General features: G+C 41.8%; 21 protein-coding genes. 20 read left to right on the top strand and 1 reads right to left on the bottom strand.

Annotated features, from left to right (window positions below; translation table 11 throughout):
- Positions 1 to 27: 27 nt before the first annotated feature.
- The 7 genes from JOC36_RS04815 to gndA all read left to right on the top strand — a co-directional run bounded on the left by JOC36_RS04815 (position 28) and on the right by gndA (position 5,656).
- On the top strand, positions 28 to 648 hold the full coding sequence (locus JOC36_RS04815) for an NAD-dependent epimerase/dehydratase family protein (RefSeq protein WP_205145379.1): 621 nt from the start codon (positions 28 to 30) through the stop codon (positions 646 to 648).
- 56 nt (positions 649 to 704) lie between these two features.
- Positions 705 to 1,601, top strand: a complete 897-nt coding sequence (locus JOC36_RS04810; protein WP_205145378.1) for an SPFH domain-containing protein — start codon at positions 705 to 707, stop codon at positions 1,599 to 1,601.
- Between the two features lie 187 nt (positions 1,602 to 1,788).
- The gene (locus JOC36_RS04805; protein WP_205145377.1) at positions 1,789 to 2,466 is read left to right on the top strand and encodes a type 1 glutamine amidotransferase domain-containing protein; all 678 of its coding nucleotides are present in this window, start codon (positions 1,789 to 1,791) and stop codon (positions 2,464 to 2,466) included.
- 22 nt (positions 2,467 to 2,488) lie between these two features.
- Positions 2,489 to 3,400 carry an NAD-dependent epimerase/dehydratase family protein gene (locus JOC36_RS04800; protein ID WP_205145376.1) on the top strand — a complete coding sequence of 304 codons (912 nt, stop codon included), beginning with the start codon at positions 2,489 to 2,491 and terminating at the stop codon, positions 3,398 to 3,400.
- Between the two features lie 2 nt (positions 3,401 to 3,402).
- A complete protein-coding gene (locus tag JOC36_RS04795) occupies positions 3,403 to 3,777 on the top strand; it encodes an acylphosphatase (protein ID WP_205145375.1) in 375 nt (124 codons plus the stop codon).
- Between the two features lie 43 nt (positions 3,778 to 3,820).
- Complete coding sequence (locus JOC36_RS04790; protein ID WP_239517542.1) at positions 3,821 to 4,153, top strand: ArsR/SmtB family transcription factor; 333 nt, start codon at positions 3,821 to 3,823, stop codon at positions 4,151 to 4,153.
- A gap of 66 nt (positions 4,154 to 4,219) precedes the next feature.
- Positions 4,220 to 5,656, top strand: a complete 1,437-nt coding sequence (gene gndA / locus JOC36_RS04785) for an NADP-dependent phosphogluconate dehydrogenase (protein ID WP_205145374.1) — start codon at positions 4,220 to 4,222, stop codon at positions 5,654 to 5,656.
- A gap of 132 nt (positions 5,657 to 5,788) precedes the next feature.
- On the opposite strand, the gene JOC36_RS04780 is transcribed toward gndA, so the two are convergent.
- Positions 5,789 to 6,031, bottom strand: coding sequence for a hypothetical protein (locus JOC36_RS04780; protein WP_205145373.1), 243 nt, complete (start codon positions 6,029 to 6,031; stop codon positions 5,789 to 5,791).
- A gap of 475 nt (positions 6,032 to 6,506) precedes the next feature.
- Here JOC36_RS04780 and spxB point away from each other — a divergent pair, with 475 nt between their 5' ends.
- The 13 genes from spxB (at position 6,507) to JOC36_RS04715 (ending at position 21,056) form a co-directional block, all read left to right on the top strand.
- Complete coding sequence (gene spxB / locus JOC36_RS04775) at positions 6,507 to 8,327, top strand: pyruvate oxidase (protein ID WP_205145372.1); 1,821 nt, start codon at positions 6,507 to 6,509, stop codon at positions 8,325 to 8,327.
- Between the two features lie 256 nt (positions 8,328 to 8,583).
- The gene (locus JOC36_RS04770; protein ID WP_205145371.1) at positions 8,584 to 9,600 is read left to right on the top strand and encodes a lipoate--protein ligase; all 1,017 of its coding nucleotides are present in this window, start codon (positions 8,584 to 8,586) and stop codon (positions 9,598 to 9,600) included.
- Between the two features lie 26 nt (positions 9,601 to 9,626).
- Positions 9,627 to 10,763: a thiamine pyrophosphate-dependent dehydrogenase E1 component subunit alpha gene (locus tag JOC36_RS04765; RefSeq protein WP_205145370.1), complete on the top strand. Its 1,137-nt coding sequence runs from the start codon at positions 9,627 to 9,629 to the stop codon at positions 10,761 to 10,763.
- Complete coding sequence (locus JOC36_RS04760; protein WP_205145369.1) at positions 10,764 to 11,744, top strand: alpha-ketoacid dehydrogenase subunit beta; 981 nt, start codon at positions 10,764 to 10,766, stop codon at positions 11,742 to 11,744. It begins immediately after the preceding gene.
- Positions 11,737 to 13,089 (top strand): 2-oxo acid dehydrogenase subunit E2, encoded by a 1,353-nt coding sequence (locus tag JOC36_RS04755; protein ID WP_205145368.1) that lies wholly within the window; start codon positions 11,737 to 11,739, stop codon positions 13,087 to 13,089. Before JOC36_RS04760 ends, JOC36_RS04755 begins: the two co-directional genes overlap by 8 nt.
- 4 nt (positions 13,090 to 13,093) lie before the next feature.
- Positions 13,094 to 14,503 (top strand): dihydrolipoyl dehydrogenase, encoded by a 1,410-nt coding sequence (gene lpdA, locus JOC36_RS04750; RefSeq protein ID WP_205145367.1) that lies wholly within the window; start codon positions 13,094 to 13,096, stop codon positions 14,501 to 14,503.
- A gap of 132 nt (positions 14,504 to 14,635) precedes the next feature.
- The gene (locus JOC36_RS04745) at positions 14,636 to 15,373 is read left to right on the top strand and encodes an alpha/beta fold hydrolase (RefSeq protein ID WP_205145533.1); all 738 of its coding nucleotides are present in this window, start codon (positions 14,636 to 14,638) and stop codon (positions 15,371 to 15,373) included.
- An 11-nt stretch (positions 15,374 to 15,384) separates the two neighbouring features.
- Positions 15,385 to 16,332 (top strand): linear amide C-N hydrolase, encoded by a 948-nt coding sequence (locus JOC36_RS04740; RefSeq protein WP_205145366.1) that lies wholly within the window; start codon positions 15,385 to 15,387, stop codon positions 16,330 to 16,332.
- Between the two features lie 211 nt (positions 16,333 to 16,543).
- Positions 16,544 to 16,870: a DMT family transporter gene (locus JOC36_RS04735; protein WP_205145365.1), complete on the top strand. Its 327-nt coding sequence runs from the start codon at positions 16,544 to 16,546 to the stop codon at positions 16,868 to 16,870.
- A 201-nt stretch (positions 16,871 to 17,071) separates the two neighbouring features.
- The gene (gene deoC / locus JOC36_RS04730) at positions 17,072 to 17,749 is read left to right on the top strand and encodes a deoxyribose-phosphate aldolase (RefSeq protein ID WP_205145364.1); all 678 of its coding nucleotides are present in this window, start codon (positions 17,072 to 17,074) and stop codon (positions 17,747 to 17,749) included.
- An 84-nt stretch (positions 17,750 to 17,833) separates the two neighbouring features.
- Positions 17,834 to 19,030 carry a phosphopentomutase gene (locus JOC36_RS04725; protein ID WP_205145363.1) on the top strand — a complete coding sequence of 399 codons (1,197 nt, stop codon included), beginning with the start codon at positions 17,834 to 17,836 and terminating at the stop codon, positions 19,028 to 19,030.
- Between the two features lie 10 nt (positions 19,031 to 19,040).
- Entirely contained in the window at positions 19,041 to 19,748 is a 708-nt protein-coding gene (gene deoD / locus JOC36_RS04720) for a purine-nucleoside phosphorylase (protein WP_205145362.1), read from the top strand.
- A gap of 18 nt (positions 19,749 to 19,766) precedes the next feature.
- Positions 19,767 to 21,056 (top strand): thymidine phosphorylase, encoded by a 1,290-nt coding sequence (locus JOC36_RS04715; RefSeq protein WP_205145361.1) that lies wholly within the window; start codon positions 19,767 to 19,769, stop codon positions 21,054 to 21,056.
- Positions 21,057 to 21,096: the final 40 nt, after the last annotated feature.

Here is a 21,096-nt window from a genome sequence, read left to right as displayed (position 1 = left end):
AAGCTAGAAAAAGGAGGTGTCGCATCTATGTCAAAAATTGTCGTCGCCGGTGGCACAGGTTTTGTGGGGCAAGGCATTTTAGAACAATTACGTCAAAATCCACAATACGAATTGGTTAGTATCTCAAAAACAGGTGGTAAGCCGAATAACCAACTATCTGGAGTCCGCTATTTAGCAGCTGACCTAAATAAAGATGGCGTCTGGCAGCAAGAATGTCAGGAGGCGGACTGGTTGATTGATTGCATCGGTATTTTGTTGCCCAATCCAATTAAACATACCTCTTACGAACAAAATAGTTTATTACCACCCATTCGACTCATTGGCGCGATTGAAAATAGTGCCACTAAATTTCTATTCATTAACGCGAATGCTTCGCCGTTAAAAAAGTATATGGACACCAAACGGGCCATCGCAGATTTTGCAAAAAGTCGGCTCAACGCACGGGCCTTCAATGTTTATCCTGGCCTCGTGTATGATCGTACACGTCAATCAACTTATTATCCGGCACTTATGCTCAAATGGCTGATTCAACGGGCTCACTTGTCATTTTTAACAAAATGTCGTCCAGTACCGCGAACAACCTTCGCGCAAGAAATTGAAAAAATAGTTAATGACCAAGCCAGTGAGTTAACCCAAACAATCAGTTAAGCCGAGAATCTATTGTCTATTAACGCATTGCCATAACGGGCCATCAAGGAGGTTCCATGTTTATTATCATCACACTTATTATTCTATTACTCATTGTCGGTATCTTTAGTTTCACAATTATTCCACCTAACTCAGAAGGACAATTGGTACGTTTTGGAAAACCTTTGGATAAAACACTAGAATCTGGGTTCCATTTTAAAGCTCCTTGGGATCGTGCCCTCAAGGTTTCTTTGGCCCAACGGACAACGCATCTAAATGATTTGGCCCCAATTACTAAGGACAATGCCATGCTTCAAGTTGATGCATCTCTCACATATCATGTTTCAGATGCACGTAAATTTCTTTATGCTAATGATGATCCACTCGAAACAATGGATTCCATCGTTAATGCATATTTACGTGGTGAAATTGGGCGTCGCGATATGGCCGAATGTACATCAGATGTGACTGAAATCAATAAAGCTCTCTTACAATATCTGCAAGATGGTGGGGCTAATGGGCATTCCATTACCGCGCAATTTGGCATTAAAGTCGACTTTGCTAATATTGACCGCATTAATCCAAATGAAAAAATTCAAGAGTCAATGGATAAGAAAATTGCCGCTGATAACGAAACCAGTGCTGCCATTATCACGGCTGAAGGGCAAAAGAAGGTTAAGTTAACAAACGCGAACGCCGAAAAGGAAATGCAAGCGATTGTCAACGAAAAAGAATTGGCACAAGCTATTAATGCCGCAAAGATGACAGAAACTGAAGCAACTGCCAATGCGAATGCCATCCGGATTGAAAACGAAGCCTTTGCCGATGTTAATCCTAAATACTTACAAAATCGACAAATTGATTCATATAATCATTTGGCTGACGGTGAAAACAACACAGTCATTGTGCCTAGTGATGCACTTGGATCAGATATCGCAACTTACACAGCATTACAGGCAAGTGATGCTAAATAATTTTAATCGCGCTTGTTTATAAAAAAACAAGCGCTTTTTTTAACACAAAATCTTTGCTGTAATCACATGCTTGACCATTCGTTCAAAAAAATAAACATATTCGTCCATTTTTTTAAACCATTATCCAAGTAATGTGTTATACTATGTTCATCGAAAGCAAACAGGATTCAAAAAAAGGAGTAAGCATATGAAAAAAGTACTTGTTGTCTTAACTAATGTATCAACTTATGGTGATCACGCAGATGCAACTGGTCTATGGCTTGGTGAAGCAACTGAATTTGTAGACGAATTAAACAAAGTCGGAATCGATGTCGACTATGTTAGTCCTGAAGGTGGTTATGTACCAATTGACCCACGTAGCTTAAAGTATGCTGACGAAAATATTTTTGAATATTATAAATCTTCTGATTTCATCGACCGTGCTTTGACCCATTCCATGGCTGCTAAAGATATTAAGCCTGATGAATATGATGCTATTTATTACACTGGTGGCCACGGTGTAATGTGGGACTTCCCAAACAACCCATATTTGCAACGCACAAGTGAGCGCATCTACCAAAACGGTGGTTATGTCACATCTGTATGTCATGGAATCGCTGGATTATTCTACCTACAAGATGAAAATCAACAACCACTAATCGCTGGTAAACAAATTACCGGCTTTACGACGACTGAAGAATACTTGAGTGGTAAGGTTCGTGAAGTACCATTCATGAATGAAAAAATTGCGCAAGAAAAGGGCGCCGATTTCAAAAAGGCACGCGCTTACAAGCCATATGCCGTTCAAGATGGCCAATTGATTACGGGACAAAATCCATTCTCACCTCGTCAAGTTGCGCGACTATTAATCAATAATTTAAAGTAAATCAATCTTAAAGGAGTACACCATGCAAACAATCTTAGGAAGCAACGGCCAAATTGGTACCGAAGTTGCTAAGGAACTATACAAAAACTACACACAAGATATTCGTTTAGTCGGTCGAAAGCCAAAGCAAATCAATCCAACTGATGAACTTGTTAAGGCTGACCTTTTCAAGTATGAAGATGCTTATCGTGCCATTAAGGGGAGTGATGTTGTTTACTTCACAGTCGGTTTGCCATACAACCTCTGGGACAGCCAATTCCCAACAATTTTGGACAATGTCATCCGGGCCGTCCATGAAACAGGGGCTAAGTTAGCTTATTTTGATAACACCTATATGTATGCTAAAGATGACAAGGTTCAAGTTGATGATTCACCATTTGAACCGGTTGGTCACAAGTCAACTTTACGTGGCGAAATGACCGAAACACTTTTGAAGGCCATGAATGATGGCTATATTGATGCTGTCATTGGCCGGGCTCCTGAATTTTATGGTCCTGATCACACGCAAAGTATTACAAACACGATGGTCTTTAACCGTGTGAAGGAAGGCAAGCGTGCTGTGGTACCTTTGAGTGATTCAGTACTCCGGACATTAATTTGGACGCCAGATGCCAGCCGGGCTTTGGCTTTGCTTGGTAATACACCTGAAGCATATGGACAAACATGGCACTTGCCAACTGCACCAAGCTTGTCGTACAAAGACATTATTGCTAAAACCGGAAAAATCATCGGTCAAGATATTAAGTATAGCGTTGTTCCAATGTGGGCCTTTAAGTTAGCCAGCTACTTCAATGACAATGCCAAGGAACTCCTAGAGTTACTACCACGCTACAAGTATGATAATGTCTTCAAATCTGATAAATTCCAAAAGCAATTCCCTAATTTCAAGATTACGTCATTCGATGAGGGAATCCGTCAAATTTTTGGGAAATAAGCATGTTTCGGAAACAATTTTTAAAACTACGTGATCGATATTTAGCTTACGAAACAAGTAAAGTTGCTTGGCCGAATGCTGATTTTGACCAACCGATTGTCCGGTATCATTTTGTCTACGAGGGGAAAGTGCAAGATGTCGGTTTTCGTAAAATCTATCGATTGCTTGCACAACAACGTCAGTTGACCGGCTGGGTGAAAAATCATCCTGAACGAACCGATCAAGTTGAAGGAGAAGTCCAGGGGAGTCTTGCAGACATTGCAACACTAGACGCGTACATTACAAAACGTATGCCACGTTTAAAAATCACAGCAGTGCAATACACGCCTGAAGCGGTTCTACCCGATGAAAAGACTTTTCAAGTTATTAAACTTTAAATATTTTGTGAGAAGTTGTACAATTTAGGAAGAAGGTGATTCTTTGGAAGAAAATCAAGAAATGGCTGCAAATATCAATCAAGATATTGCAAATGTTGAGGATTTACTCATCGCCCTCGGAGATAAAAAACGACTGGAGTTATTGACTCATTTGATTAATGCTTATCAGCATAAACCACTGTGTGTCAAAGACTTGGCCGAATTAACTAATCTCTCACGTCCTGCTGTCTCACATCATCTTAAGATTTTAAAAGAGGCGGGTATTATTAACTTTAAAAAAAATGGTACCCAAAGTTATTATTATCTTGATAATGTGCAAGATAACGTGGCGCGCATGAAAATTTTAACAGATGATTTGGTTCGAATTACCTGCTAGTTTTCTCATTTATCGTTGTTTTGTTACTCAGTAGCATTTGCTACTCAACAATTGGAGGAAAGTACGATGGATCAAAATACACAATCAGATTTTGGTGTCGCTGGATTGGCCGTAATGGGTCGTAACTTAGCTTTGAACGTTGAATCACGCGGATATACCGTGTCAGTTTACAATCGTTCATCTGAGCGGACAAAGGATTTAGTTGAGAAACATGCCGATAAGAAATTTATCCCAAGTTACTCAGTCGAAGATTTCGTTAAAAGCATTAAGCGTCCTCGTCGAATTTTGCTTATGGTTAAAGCCGGCGCAGGGACCGATGCCATTATCGAAGAATTGCTTCCATATCTAGATAAGGGAGACATTCTAATCGATGGTGGAAATACCTTCTATGAAGATACGATTCGTCGTTCAGAACACTTAGCTGATTCAGGTATTAACTTTATCGGTATGGGGGTTTCTGGTGGTGAATTAGGTGCCTTGGAAGGCCCATCACTTATGCCAGGTGGTCAAAAGGAAGCTTACGATTTGGTTGAGCCAATTTTGACTGAAATTGCTGCAAAGGCGCCTGAAGATGGTAAGCCAACGGTTACTTATGTTGGACCTGATGGTGCTGGCCACTATGTTAAGATGGTCCACAATGGAATTGAGTATGGTGATATGCAACTTATCGCCGAAACTTATGACCTATTGAAGCGCGTGGTTGGTCTTGATGATGATCAATTAGCTGATACTTTCCGTGAATGGAACAAGGGTGAGCTTAACTCATACTTGATTGAAATTACGGCTGATATTTTGACGCGTAAGGATGACAAGGGATCTGGTAAACCAATCGTTGACATGATTTTGGACCGTGCCGGAAACAAGGGAACTGGAAAGTGGTCATCACAATCAGCCCTTAATGCTGGTGCACCACAATCATTAATTACTGAATCAGTCTACGCCCGTTTCATCTCAGCAATGAAGGATGACCGCGTGGCTGCTTCTAAGGTTTTGAATGGTCCTGATTTCCACTTTGATGGTGATGCAGATGCAACAATTGAAGACATTCGTAAGGCCCTATACTTTGGTAAGATTATGTCTTACGCCCAAGGATTCGACCAACTTCGGATGGCTTCAGACCAATACAACTGGAACCTTCCATTTGGTGAATTAGCACAACTATGGCGTGCTGGTGCCATTATCCGGGCTCAATTCTTGCAACGTATTACTGATGCGTTCGATGAGAACCCAGATTTGCACAACTTGCTTATGAATGATTACTTCAGTGATATTGCTATGAAGTATCAAGACGCTGCTCGTCGCGTAGTCGCCTTGGCCGTTCAAGCAGGAGTCCCAACACCATCATTGTCAGCTGCAATTGCTTACTATGACTCATATCGTTCAGAAGTATTGCCAGCCAACTTAATCCAAGCACAACGTGATTACTTTGGTGCACACACTTACGAGCGTGTCGATGCTCCTCGTGGTGAAATGTTCCATTACAGCTGGTATGATGAAGCCTAATCAGCTCAATCAAAACAACTTAGATTAAAAACTTATCGTATACACAAAGGCAGTTGCTCTCGAAAGGGAGCGACTGCTTTTTTAATGTCCAAACAAAAAGGGTGCCACCAATTTGGTGCACCCGGGTCAATTTTAATTTAATTGTTGGTCGATAATACTCACGACCCGTTCTTTTACTTTGTCGGCTAACAAAGGCATTTCAGGATCTTCAAGTGATAGGAAGAGGCGAGACTTTAACACATCCAGTGGGATGCCATAATCAGTTGCTAGATCTCCCATATATTCAGCCAAATGTTCTGCCATAGCTTCTGCTTGCGATGCAACTACTTCATCAATATTTTCTTCTAATGAATTAATCAATTGATTCTTATCCATGTCGTAAAGCCTCCACTCAAATGAGTTCATTCGGTTAATACAATATATTACATTTGTTTTACATATTTGTTAAAAGTATTATAACAACATTAGTAATCGAGTTTCAACATTCATAATCAAAAAAATTACAGAAATAATCTAGAACACCAGTTAATACTATATTCAACATCTAAATAATGTCATTGAATGGTCTAATTTAAGCGTTAAAACGTTTTTCCGATTTCACAATTAACAACTGCGTTCAGCCATGAATCCTTTTAAAAATCATCAACATCAAAGGGAGGTAAAAGCCTTGTTGTTAAGCGTTAAAAGCCATATTTGTAGGCAATGCTAACTTAGTTCAACGCCTTTCCTAAACTTTGTGAAATTTATCAGGTCACCAACATGAAAATTGCTTGACATTGTATACATACAACCAATAAAATAGATTAAGGAAAACGTTTACAATACCATACATACATGGAGGATTATTTTAATGTCAGAAAAGAAGATGACAGCTGGATTAGCTGCCTTAAAGGTTATGGAAGGATGGGGTGTTGACACCATTTATGGTATCCCTTCTGGTACATTGAGTGGTTTGATGAATGCGATGGGTGATCCTGAAAACAACATCAAGTTCTTGCAAGTTAAGCATGAAGAAGTTGGTGCCATGGCTGCCGTTATGCAACAAAAGTTCGGTGGTAAGATTGGTGTTACTGTTGGTTCTGGTGGACCAGGTGCTACTCACTTGATTAACGGTTTGTATGATGCTGCTATGGATAACATTCCAGTATTGGCAATCTTGGGATCAAAGCCTGTGCGTGAATTGAACATGGATTCATTCCAAGAATTAAACCAAAACCCAATGTACGAAAACATTGCCGTTTATAACCGTCGTGTAGCAACTGCTGAACAATTGCCACACTTGGTTGATGATGCGATCCGTACTGCCGTTGCTAAGCGTGGTGTGGCTGTACTTGAAGTACCAGCCGACTTTGGTTTTGCTGAACTTGACCCAGAGTCAGTTTACTCAACACCATTGTATTCATCAGGATCAGCTTTCCAAAACTACAAGTCAGCGCCAATCGATGAATCAGAAATCGAAGATGCTGCTGCAATCTTGAACCAAGCTAAGCGTCCAATTATCTACGCTGGTATCGGAACAATGGGACATGGTCCTGAAGTTCAAGAATTGGCCCGTAAGATTAAGGCCCCAATCATCACAACTGGTAAGAACTTCGAAACATTCGACTGGGACTTTGAAGCATTGACTGGTTCAACTTTCCGTGTTGGTTGGAAGCCAGCTAATGAAATGGTTCTTGAAGCCGACACTGTCTTGTTTGTCGGATCAAACTTCCCATTCTCAGAAGTTGAAGGAACTTTCCGTAACGTTGATAAGTTCATCCAAATCGACAACAACCCAGCAATGTTGGGTAAGCGTCATGCCACAGATGTTACAATCCTTGGTGACGCTGGCGAAGCCGTTAATGATTTGTTAGACAAGGTTAAGCCTGTTGAACAATCAGCATGGTGGGATGCTAACGTCAAGAACGTTCAAAACTGGCGTGATTACATGAACAAGTTGGAGCAAAAGACTTCAGGTGACCTACAAGCTTACCAAGTTTACAATGCTATCAACAAGTTTGCTGATGAAGATGCGATTTACTCAACTGACGTTGGTAACGTTACTCAAATGTCACTACGTCACTTGCACATGACACCAAAGAACATGTGGCGTACTTCACCATTGTTTGCTTCAATGGGAATTGCTTTGCCAGGTGGTATTGCAGCCAAGAAGACTTATCCAAACCGTCAAGTTTGGAACTTGATTGGTGATGGTGCCTTCTCAATGACTTATCCTGATGTTGTGACAAACGTACGTTATGACTTGCCAGTTATCAACGTTGTCTTCACTAACACTGAATACGGATTCATCAAGAACAAGTACGAAGACACTAACAAGTACAATGTTGGTGTTGACTTCACTGATGTTGACTATGCTAAGATTGCCGAAGCACAAGGTGCTGTTGGTTTGACTGTTAACAAGATTGAAGACATCGATGACGTGATGAAGCAAGCTGTTGAATACAACAAGCAAGGTCGCACAGTTGTTGTTGATGCTAAGATTACAAAGGATCGTCCAATTCCTGTTGAAACTTTGAAGGTAGATCCAAAGTTGTACGGTGAAGACGTGGTTAATGAATACAAGGCTAAGTACGAAGCTGAAGATCTTGTACCATTGCGCGAATTCCTTGAACAAGAAGGTTTGGAATCAAAGTACATCAAGGCTGACGAAGGTAACAAGTTTAGCTTCTAATCCTTAAATAATATGAAAAAGACTAAGAATGATGCCATTCTTGGTCTTTTTTGTATACTCAAATATGTATTCAAAAAAGGTGTTTATGTTATCGGTATCATTACGAAACAATTAGAAAAACAATAAACATTCCTCTTTAATTCGATGACAAAAAGTAAGGCGTTTTATTTGCTTGAAAAGCCTTGCACAAACGAATGAAACCGCTTACAATAAAAGGGTAGAGAGCAATCATTTTATTAATAGGATCGGTGGTGCTATGAGATATATTCAATATTTTGGGACGGATGCATATACGAATATTGCAATGGACGCTTGGTTATTAAGTAATTTACATGCTGATGAACCAGTCTTTGCACTTTGGCGTAATAAGAATGCTGTAATTATTGGACGTAACCAGGACACGTACGAAGAAATTAATCAGGATGTCGTGGAACAAAAAGATATCCAAGTCGTTCGCCGAGTAACCGGTGGTGGGGCTGTATATCATGACTTAGGTAATATTTGTTTCAGTCTATTTGTACCGGTTACCAGTGAGACAGGTAAAATTGATTTTGGCACTTTCATTCAACCTGTTTTGAAAGCCTTACAGAAGATGGGCATCCCCGCAGAACTGACTGGTCGAAATGATTTAGTTGTTGATGGTAAGAAAATTTCTGGAAATGCCCAACGTATGGAACGGGGCTATGTCTTACATCACGGTACGCTGATGTACGATGTGGACATCGATACAATGGTACGTGCTTTAAATGTTTCAGATGATAAGTTCATCTCGAAGGCAGCTAAGTCTGTGCGTAGCCGTGTTGGTATGATTCATGACATTAAGCCTGATTTGAGTTATGAAGACTTAATGGCTGGTTTGATGGACGAATTGACGAACCATGGTCAAGATGGCGAATACGAATTAACTGACGAACAAAAGCAAAGCATTATGGACTTACGTAATAATCGTTTTGCTACTTGGAATTGGACTTACGGTGAATCACCAGCTGCTGACTTTGAAAATGAGAAGCGTTTCCCTGGTGGTACTTTAGGTATCTCAGCTAATTTAGCTGACGGTCGCATCAAGGATATCGACTTTACTGGTGATTTCTTAGGTCTAGAAGAGTGGCGTGATATCAAAGATCAGTTTATTGGTATTCCATTCACTAAGGAAGCGCTCCTCAAGGTACTGAATCAAGCCAATGATGAACAACAGTACTTTGGTAGCATTAGCAACGACGAAATTGCCAGCTTACTCGATGTAGCAAAAGAAACCAATACTGACTTTGTCTAAGTGGATCGAAAGAAAGGAAGACAGATATGGCAACAATTAGCGATACTAACAAAAAAGTCCTCGACTTCAATTATCAATTGCAAGCACAGGACGATGCATTCCCAACTCTTAAAGTTCTTGATACTGATGGTAACATCATCGATGAGGACGCACTACAACGGGCTGGTCTAACTGACGAGCAATTAGTTGATTTGATGCAACGCATGATTTTTAGCCGTGAGCTAGATATTCGTTCAACTAAATTAGCAAAGCAAGGTCGTTTTGGTTTCTTTGCACCAACGGCAGGGCAAGAAGCTTCACAAATGGCTTCATCATTTGCCTTCAATAACGAAGATTGGCTATTCCCAGGTTACCGTGACATCCCTGAAATTTTAGTTAAGGGTTGGCCAATTTGGCGGGCCTTCTTGTGGTCACGTGGTCATGTTGAAGGAAACAAAATGCTAGACGCCGATGGTAATGATGTTCATGCTTGGATTCCACAAATCATCATTGGGGCCCAATATGTTGAAGCAGCTGGGGTTGCCCTTGGTTTGAAGAAGCGAAATAAAGATGCTGTTGCTTATGCTTATACTGGTGATGGTGGTTCATCGCAAGGTGACTTCTATGAAGGTGTTAACTTTGCAGCTGCCTATAAGGCCAACGCCGTATTCTTTATCCAAAACAATGGTTACGCTATCTCAACACCACGGGATGTTCAAACAGCCGCACAACACCTCGCCGCAAAAGGTTGGGGTTCTGGTGTGCCAAGCGTTGTCGTTGATGGTAATGATGCCATTGCCGTTTACCTTGCTGCTAAGGAAGCCCGGGCTTGGGCGGCAACTGGTAACGGTCCAGTCTTGATTGAAACGTTGACGAACCGTTTAGAGCCACATTCAACTGCTGGTGATGACCCACTTCGTTATCGTACACAAGAAGACATTGATGCTTGGTGGCAAAAGGATCCACTTATTCGGATGCGTACTTTCCTAACCAACAAGGGCATCTGGAACGAGGACATGGAACAAGCTTATATCGCTAAGGTCAATGCGGATATCGACGAAAACATCAAGATTGCCGATAACATTGAAAAACAAAAGATTAGTGACTTTATTAAAAATACCATGGAAGTTCCGAGTCAAGCGATGCAAGAACAAATTGCACACTTCGAAAGTGAGGGTAAATAAATGGCTGTTAAAACTTACTTAGCTGCAATCAATGATGCATTAGATTTAGCATTAACAAATGACGAAAATACGTTAATTTTTGGAGAAGATGTCGGTAAAAATGGTGGTGTCTTCCGAGCTACTGACGGACTACAAGCAAAGCATGGCGAAGACCGTGTCTTCAATACGCCGCTCGCTGAGTCTGGTATTGGTGGTTTGGCCATTGGTTTGACGACCCAAAATTACCGCCCAATCATGGAAATCCAATTCTTTGGTTTCTTATATGAAGTTATGGACTCAATCGCTGGCCAAATGGCCCGTAATCGTTTCCGCTCAGGAGCAACGCGTCAAATGCCAATCGTTGTCCGCTCTCCATATGGTGGGGGAACCAAGACGCCTGAAATGCACGCCGATAACTTAGAAGGCACAGTGGCACAAATTCCTGGTATCCGTGTTGTTATGCCAGCTAACCCAGCTGATGCCAAAGGACTGTTGCTTAGCTCAATCGAATCAAACGATCCCGTTGTCTTCCTAGAGAACCTTCACTTATACCGTTCTCTAAAGGGTGAAGTGCCTGATGGTTATTACACAACACCATTGGACAAGGCTGCCATCGCCCGTGAAGGTAAGGACGTATCGATCATCAGTTATGGTGGCGGTGTTCCCGTAGCACTTAAGGCTGCCGAAGAACTTGCCAAGAAGGGGATTGATGCTGAAGTTGTTGATTTGCGAACTGTTTCTCCACTAGATATTGAGACAATTGGCGAATCAGTCAAGAAAACAGGTCGTGTCGTTGTCGTCCAAGAAGCACAACGAATGGCCGGTGTTGCTGCTAATGTGATGGCAGAAATTTCTGAACGTTTCATTCTTAGTCTAAAGGCTCCAATCGGTCGTGTTGCTGCTCCGGATACTGTTTATCCATTCGCTCAAGCTGAAAATGACTGGATGATTAAGGCAGATGATGTAATTGCAAAGACTGAGGAGGTTGTCAACTATGACTGAAATCTTTAAGATGCCCGATATCGGCGAAGGGATGACAGAAGGCGAAATCACCGATTGGCTTGTTAAAGTGGGCGATGAAGTGAAAGTCGATGATTCCGTCGCTGAAGTACAAAACGATAAATTAATGCAAGAAATTTTGTCACCCTATTCAGGAAAGGTAACAAAGTTATTCGTTGAGCCTAATACCACTGTGACAGTTGGTGATCCATTAATTGAATTTGATGGGGATGGCAGTGGTGCTGGTACAGATACCGCAGACAAATCTGAAGCGACTGCGACTGAACCAACACAAACTGATGCTACAGCTAAGCAAAATGAAACCCCACAAGCTGCCAACCAAACTGAAGCTGCGCCAGTCGTTGCTTCAAATGGTCAGATATTGGCAATGCCTTCGGTGCGTCATTATGCGGTTGAACACAATATTGACTTGACCCAAGTTCCTGCAACTGGACGTCACGGTCATATTACATTGGCCGATGTACAAGGCTTTAGTAGTTCAGTTCCTGACATCGACCATGCTGAGCAAGCACCTGCCACTGCCGAAAAGGCAAAGGCTGATACAGTCGCTGTTGCTGGTGAAGCTGCTGCGAAAGTTGCTGAAGATAAGCCTAAGGCTGTCGCAGCCGTTGCTGCTGCTCATGTGACGGAAGGACGCCAGCCAATGTCACCAACTCGTAAGGCAATCGCTAAGTCAATGTCAACGCAAAATGCCACGATTCCATCCGTTACGAATTTTGATAGTGTTGAAGTTTCAAAGTTAGTTGCACATCGTCAAGCCTTCAAGGAAACTGCCAAGAAGCAAGATGTCCATTTGACATACTTAGCTTATGCAGTTAAGGCCTTGGCCGCAACTGGTAAGAAATTCCCTGAACTAAATGCATCAATCGATATGGATAAGAGCGAGATTATCTACCATGACGAAGTAAATATGGGAATTGCAGTTAGCGCGCCAAATGGATTGTATGTGCCTGTGATTGCAAATGCTGATCGTAAGTCTATTTTCACCATTGCTAAAGAAATTGCTGAACTTGCTGAAGCAGTGCGGAATGGAACCATTAAGCCAGCTCAAATGCAAGGCGCTACAATGACTATCTCAAATCTTGGATCAGCTCGCGGTACTTGGTTCACACCAATTATCAACGGTCATGAATCAATTATTCTTGGTCTTGGTTCAATCGTTAAGGAGCCAGTGGTCAATGATTTGGGTGAGTTAGCAGTTGGTCAAAACTTGAAGTTATCATTAACATATGATCATCGCTTGATTGACGGTATGTTGGGTCAAGAAGCCTTGAATTACCTCAAGATGTTGTTGGCTGATCCAGCTTATATGTTGATGGAGGTGTAAAAAAATGGTTGTCGGAGCACAAGCAACAGAATTAGATACAGTCGTGATTGGCTCAGGCCCTGGTGGTTATGTCGCTGCTATCCGGGCTGCAGAATTAGGTCAAAAGGTTACCGTTATTGAACGCGGTGATATTGGTGGTGTTTGTCTAAATATTGGCTGTATTCCATCAAAGGCCTTAATTAACGTTGGCCATCATTACCAAGCCACACAACAAACTAACCCATTTGGGCTAACAGTTGGGGGGGCTGAATTGGATTGGCAAAAGACGCAAGATTGGAAGCAGCACCAAGTGGTCGAACAGTTGACTGGTGGTGTGTCAATGCTCTTTAAAAAACACAAAATTGACGTTATCCATGGGGAAGCATCATTCATTGATAACGAAACAATTAACGTTATTCAAGAAGATGACCACCAATTATTGCAATTTAACAATGCGATTATTGCGACTGGTTCACGTCCAGTTGAAATTCCATCCCTTAAGTTTGGTGGACGCATTGTTGATTCAACCGGTGTCCTAAGCCTACCAGAAGTTCCAAAAAGTTTGATTATTGTTGGTGGTGGTGTCATTGGTTCTGAATTAGGTGGTGCCTACGCTAACCTCGGTACCAAGGTCACCATCGTCGAAGGACTTGATCATACCTTAAATGGTTTTGATAAAGAAATGACACGGCCTGTCTTGAAAGATTTTGCAGAAAAGGGCGGTGAAATTTTCACCTCTGCCACAGCTAAATCAGCAACACAAACTGATGATGATGTGACTTTGACCTTTGAAGTTGACGGCCAAGAACAAACCGTTACGGGGGATTATCTCTTAGTATCAGTTGGTCGTCGTCCCAACACAGATGCATTAGGTCTAAACAATACTGATGTCAAAACTGATGATCGTGGTCTTGTTGAAGTTGATGATCAAATGCAAACTTCAACTCACCATATCTACGCAATTGGTGATATCACACCAGGCCCAGCTTTGGCCCACAAGGCTAGCTTCCAAGCTAAAATTGCGGCGGCAGCTATCTCTGGTGACCCAACTGCCCATGATATGCATTACTCATTACCATCAGTGGCATACACGAATTACGAATTAGCAACAACTGGTGAAACACCAGAGTCAATTAAAGAGAAGCAAATTGACGCCAAAGTTACAAAATTCCCATTCGCCGCAAATGGTCGTGCCCTTAGTATTGATGAAGGGGTTGGCTTTATCCGGATGATTACCGATAAAGAAACCAATGCCGTACTTGGTGCACAAATCGTTGGACCGGGTGCTTCAGATTTGATATCAGAAATTTCATTAGCCATTGAAAATGGTTTAACTTCAAATGATATCTCTTTGACAATCCACCCACATCCAACCTTAGGTGAAGCCATTATGGATACGGCCGAGGTCGCTGACGGGCTCGGTATTCATATCTAAATAAAATCAAAAAAGGGGTTCCTTACACTTTGAGGTACCTCTTTTTTGTCAATAGGAGTTATTGCGATGAGCTTTTTTAAAACAAATGATGGTGTCCGCATTCATTATGAATGGTAAGGGCCTTATGATGGTATTCCAGTTATCTTTTCTAGTGGTTACTCTGGCAATTTTGCAACATGGCAGCTACAAATTCCTTACTTCATTGAACAAGGATATCGGGTTTTAACCTGGGATTATCGCGGACATGGTGACAGTGACCGTGTTAATTATGGTCTACGAATTGCCCGTTTAGCGCAAGACCTGCATGAATTAATCAATAATCTACAGATTAAACAATATGTTTTGATTGGCCATTCCATGGGGACCATGGTTGACTATGCCTATACATCACTTTTCAACAACGACAATATTTTAGCCATCGTTTCTGAAGATCAACCTCCAAAAATGATTCCAGATGAAAATTGGCCCTATGGGCGTTACGATTTAAATTATGCTAACTTAGTCCAAATGGCAATGGATTTTCCTAAAACACCGTTAATACGCCAACCGTTGACCAGTGAACAAAAACGGCGCATTAGCCATCCGACACCTAAATTCGATTTCAATGAAAATCTGCCATTATTGTTAGATGGGATGGGGCAGAATTTTTTGGATGTTGAGACACATGAGCAAATGCCCCATCTATTTTTAGCGGGGGCAGCATCACCACTATATGATGCAAAACAAGCTGAAGCGGCAAAAGCCCTCCAACCAAATATGGCTTCACAAGCAGTTGTATTCCCAGACGTTGGCCATATTCCGCATCTTGAGGCGAGTGAGTCATTCAATCAAGTTGTTGTCGATTTCTTGGACAGAGTCTTAGCTAAGTAAAGGAGCCGACTATGTGTACCTCAATTTTAATGACGGCAACTGATCATAGTCATCTTCTCGCACGTACCATGGATTGGTATGATGAAAGTTCTCGTCCACTGTTCATACCACGAAAATATGCCTGGCAATCACTCTATAATGAAAAATGGCATGCTGGTCCTTATGCTATCTTAGGCGTTGGTGAGCCTCATGCGCAACACGAAGACGTTGCAGATGGGGTTAATGAAAAGGGCTTAGCCGTTCATAAATTGACCTTTCAAAATGCGGCTAACTTTAGTGAAGAACGTAAAGATAATATGGACCAAATTGCGCCATTTGAATTTGTATTGTGGGCTTTAACCCATTGTGCATCAGTTGATGATTTAATCGCAAAACTGCCAACAATCGAACTCATGACGAGTACCAATTCTGCCATAAGCTTCCGGGAACGACCAGCCGAATTACATTTTATTGCCACGGATCCTAGTGGGCGATTGATTCTAATCGAACCGACTCAAATGCCCATGTCTGTAATTGATAATCCTTTAAATGTCACAACCAATGCCGTTGATTTTAGAAGGGAAGTAACCCGGCTCAAGCAATACTTCCCACTACATGCGGATAATTGGGAAGCATTACCGTTTAACCAAAACCGCTTAACTGATGGTAATTTTGCGGGACTTAAAACGGCACCAACAGGATTTACGCCAACGGCGCGGTTTATTCGAACGATGATTAATAAAGAACGCCTCGATTCCTTTGATAATGAACGCGCTGGCGTTATCGGAATCTGGCATGTGCTCAATAATGTGACTGTGCCCGCGCAGCATACGCGATCAGATACTTATACGGTCTACCGTAGTGCAGTATGTATTGAAAGTCGCCGCTTGTATTTTGAGAGTTACTCTGACTTTGGTATTCGTGAAATTTCGTTCCCGAAGGACTATGCCACGCGAACAGCAGTAGAAATTTATGCATGATTCATTAACGACAATTCTCAGGAACTTTTTGTTAAACAAAGCTTGCATTAAAATATGACTATCCATATAATGGTCTGACAACGACTTTTAGGATAGGAGGTATTAGCATATGTTTGATAAGTTTCTTTTTAATACCTTAGCCTGGGAGCAATTGTGGTGATGCCCCATTTTAATTTAGCGTACAACACAACTGAATTAAAATGGGGGAATTATGTTTTATCTACAACTATTTATCGCCATAGTTGGTGAAATCATCGGAACAACTTCACTAAAGTACACGGAAGGTTTTACAAAGCTAGGACCAACCTTGATGACGTTTGCAGCCTATGCGGTGACATTTTACTTCTTATCATTAGCGATGTCGCACAACGTCCCAACGAGCGTGATTTACGCAATTTGGAGTGGGGTTGGTATCGTCTTATTAACAATCATTTCCGTCCTCGTATTTCATCAAGCCGTTAATTTGCCAACTTTGCTTGGACTTGGATTGATCATTATTGGGGTCGTCCTTGTTAACCTGTATGGATCAGGCCATTAATAAACTGAATATCCTAAAAGACTCGCTATAAATGGCGAGTCTTTTTTATCACAAACAGTACTTGAGCTTTTAACATAAAATTGCTAAAATCTAAATGTAAGCGATTTCATAAATTGTGGCGGGTGACAGCAGTGTGGTGTGGAGGCTGTTAGAAACGAGAATTTGGGCATTCTCATTTTTCTATATTCAAGGAGAAAGACTATGTCTAACACAGAACTCGCTCAAACAATGGACCACACCTTGTTAAAAGCTGACGCTACACGTGAACAAATTTTAAAAATTGCACAAGAAGCCAAGCAATACCACTTTGCTTCTGTCTGCATTAACCCATATTGGGTCCCAACAGTGTCAGAAGCACTGGCCGGAACAGATATTGCAACCTGCACGGTCATTGGCTTCCCACTAGGGGCTAATACAACTGCCATTAAGGTTGCTGAAACAATTGATGCGATCGAAAATGGGGCAACTGAAGTCGACATGGTCATGAACATTGGTGAGCTAAAAGATGGCAACGTTGACATGGTCACTGATGAAATTCATCAATTAGCACAAGCTGCCCATGCGCGTCATGCTATTTTAAAGGTAATTATTGAAACAGCTTTATTGACTAAAGACGAAATTGTCGCCGCAAGTAAGGCCACCGTCGCTGGTGGGGCCGACTTTGTAAAGACTTCAACAGGCTTTTCAACGAGTGGGGCAAAAATCGATGACGTTAAATTAATGCGTCAAACTGTTGGCCCTGACTTTGGTGTGAAAGCATCTGGCGGTATCCATTCGCGCCAAGAAGCTGAAGCAATGCTTGAAGCAGGCGCAACTCGGCTAGGTGTAAGTGCCTCAGTCGCCATTATGAACGAAGAAACATACACTGGAGACTATTAATAGACCAGCAGGTAGGGGATTATCACCTACCTTTTATTTACCAGTTAAATGTAAGCGTTTACAAATATGGAGGATGAATCACTTATGACTTATCAACGAATTTTTGGAATTGTATTAGATTCTGTTGGTATTGGCGCTGCCGCTGATGCTGCCAAATATGATGATGATGGATCAGATACCTTAGGTCATATCGGAGCAGCTTACGAAGGCCAATGGCAGCTACCAAACCTACAAAAACTTGGGCTTGGTAACATTCGAACAAACAACCCAATTCAAGGGGTTGAACCCATTGCTGACCCTATTGGTGTCTATGGAAAAATGCAAGAAACATCTGTGGGCAAGGATAGCATGGATGGTCATTGGGAAATGATGGGGCTACCTGTTAAAACAGAATTAGCAACTTACCCAAATGGTTTCCCAAAAGACCTACTGCATAAAATTGCAGACTATTCTGGACATCCCATTTTAGTAAATAAACCGTATTCTGGAACTGAAGTTATCCATGACTATGGCGAACAAGCATTGCAAGAGAAGGCATTAATCATTTATACCTCAGGAGACTCTGTGCTACAAATTGCCGCCCATGAAGATGCCATTCCTGTGCAAGAGCTCTACAAGATTTGTGAGTATGCACGAACTTTAGTTAATGACGCACCCAACTTAATCGGGCGCGTCATTGCACGCCCATTCGTTGGTGATCAACCAAATAATTTCAAGCGTACTGCTAACCGACATGACTTCGCGCTTAAGCCAATGGGCGAAACTGACTTAAATCGCTTGCAAAATGCCGGCATATCAGTTATTGGAATCGGTAAAATCAATGATATTTTCTCAGGTGAAGGGATTAATGAAGGCATCCATACTGAATCAAATATGGATGGTATGGACCAAATTGATGCTTGGCTCCAAAAAGACTTCAACGGTTTTTGTTTCGCTAATTTAGTCGACTTTGATGCCATGTATGGCCATCGGCGTGATCCAAAGGGAATGGGGCAAGCTTTAATGGACTTTGATCAACGGTTAGGGGATGTCTTAGACCAAATGCGACCCGACGATCTCCTAATGATTACGGCTGACCATGGCAATGATCCCGGCTTCAAAGGAACAGACCACACGCGTGAATTTGTACCAATGTTAGCTTATTCACCTAGTCTTACAAATAGTCATTCAATTGGAATCCGTCCAACTTATGCTGATTTTGGACAAACTATCCTTGAAAATTTCAACGTCAATCCTGGTCCGGTCGGTAAAAGTTTCTTAAACGACCTCAAAAATCAATAGGAGTAACAACATGACAACACATATTAATGCAAAAATGGGTGATTACGCTGATACAGTTCTTTTGCCTGGTGACCCACTTCGTGCTAAGTACATTGCCGAAAACTTTTTAGAAGACGTGGTCCAAGTCAATGAAGTTCGTGGTGCTTTAGGATTTACGGGGACCTATAAGGGTAAGCGTGTTTCGGTCCAAGGTTCTGGAATGGGCATCCCTTCAATGTCAATTTATATCAATGAACTCGTTAGTGCCTTTGGCGTTAAAACCATCATGCGCGTCGGTTCATTTGGTGCGATGGCAGATTCAATCCAATTAGGTGATGTTGTGCTCGCTTCAGCAGCCTCAACTGATTCGGCTGTCATTGCGCAAACATTTGGTCCTGGCATTTATTGGTCAGCTACGCCTGATTTCGAACTATTGGATACGGCATATCATACTGCAGAACAACTAAACATTCCGGTTAAAGTTGGTAATATCTTTGCTGCCGACCGTTTCTATAATGATGAACTAGATATGGACAAGTTGAAGGATTATGGCGTCATTGGTACTGAAATGGAAGCGGCTGGACTTTATTTGCTAGCAGCAAAATTAAAGTTTAGATCCCTAGATATCCTAACCGCATCTGATCATATTTACCGTGATGAAGCATTGTCCGCAAAAGAACGTGAGACTTCATTTAAGGATATGATGGAAGTTGCACTTGAAACTAGTCTCAAGTTCTAACATCAAGGAGTCATGATCATGAATATGACCGATGTTTTAATGAAAAAGCGTAATGGTGCAGTCCTAACGGATAAAGAGATTACTGATGTCATCAACCAATACACAGCTGGCAGCATTCCAGATTATCAAATGAGTGCTTTTTTGATGACCATTTACTTTAATGAGATGAATGTTGCCGAAAGAACTACATTGACCAAAGCCATGATGGAGTCAGGGGATGTCCTCGACTTGTCTGATATTCCCGGCATAAAGGTTGATAAACATTCAACTGGTGGTGTGGGTGACAAAACAAGTTTACCGCTGGCCGCGATGGTTGCTGCTTTAGATATTAAAGTTCCAATGATTTCTGGGCGTGGACTTGGTCATACTGGTGGCACATTGGATAAGCTGGAGGCAATCCCAGGGTTAAAGGTTGATTTGTCTGAAGATGCTTTCAAACAACAAATTCGCGATGTCGGAACGGCTATTATTTCGGCAACTGGTGAAATTGCACCAGCGGATAAAAAAATCTATGCGCTTCGCGATGTAACGTGTACTGTTGATTCAATCTCCTTGATTTCTAGTTCAATCATGTCGAAAAAGTTAGCAACCGGCAATGATGCGCTAGTCTTGGATGTGAAAACAGGTAGTGGTGCCTTTATGAAAAATACTGAAGATGCACGAGCCTTAGCTGAATCAATGATGGAAATTGGCGAAGCTGCCGGCGTTAAGATGCGTGCTGTGATTTCAGACATGAATCAGCCCCTGGGCTATGAAATTGGTAATGCTTTAGAAATTATCGAAACGGTTGAAACGCTCAAAGGGAATGGGCCAGATGACTTAGTTGAGTTATGCCTAGCCTTAGGAGCACCGATGGTGGTGATGGCCCAAAAAGCTCCAAACGAAGCAATTGCTCGCAAAATGCTGATGCAAACACTTTCTGATGGTTCTGCTTTAACTAAATTTACCGAGATGATTGTTGCCCAAGGTGGTGACCCAGCTTTCATCCAAGATTATCTAAAGTTACCAACAGCACCATATACCATCCCCTATGTCGCAAAAACGGCGGGGAAACTAGGTACCATCGATGCAGATGCTTTAGGTATCTTGGTCATGCAATTGGGCGGAGGCCGCGCGACTAAAGATGATACACTTGATTATGGAGTTGGCGTCACAATGCATAAAAAAATTGGTGATGCCATTTCAGTTGGTGAACCAATTTTGACTGTACATGCCAATCAACCCGAGTTAGATTTATCAAGTTTAGATGAGCATATTCAAATTCAAGAACATGCGCAAGCGCCAACACTTATTCATGCTACCTTATAAAATAAAAAGCGAGCGACTCCCGTGTGAGTTACTCGCTTTT

The organism is Weissella uvarum (assembly GCF_016908785.1).
GTDB lineage: Bacteria > Bacillota > Bacilli > Lactobacillales > Lactobacillaceae > Weissella > Weissella uvarum.
The sequence above is the reverse complement of the archived record's forward strand: the minus strand, read 5'-3'. Positions and strand labels throughout refer to the sequence as shown.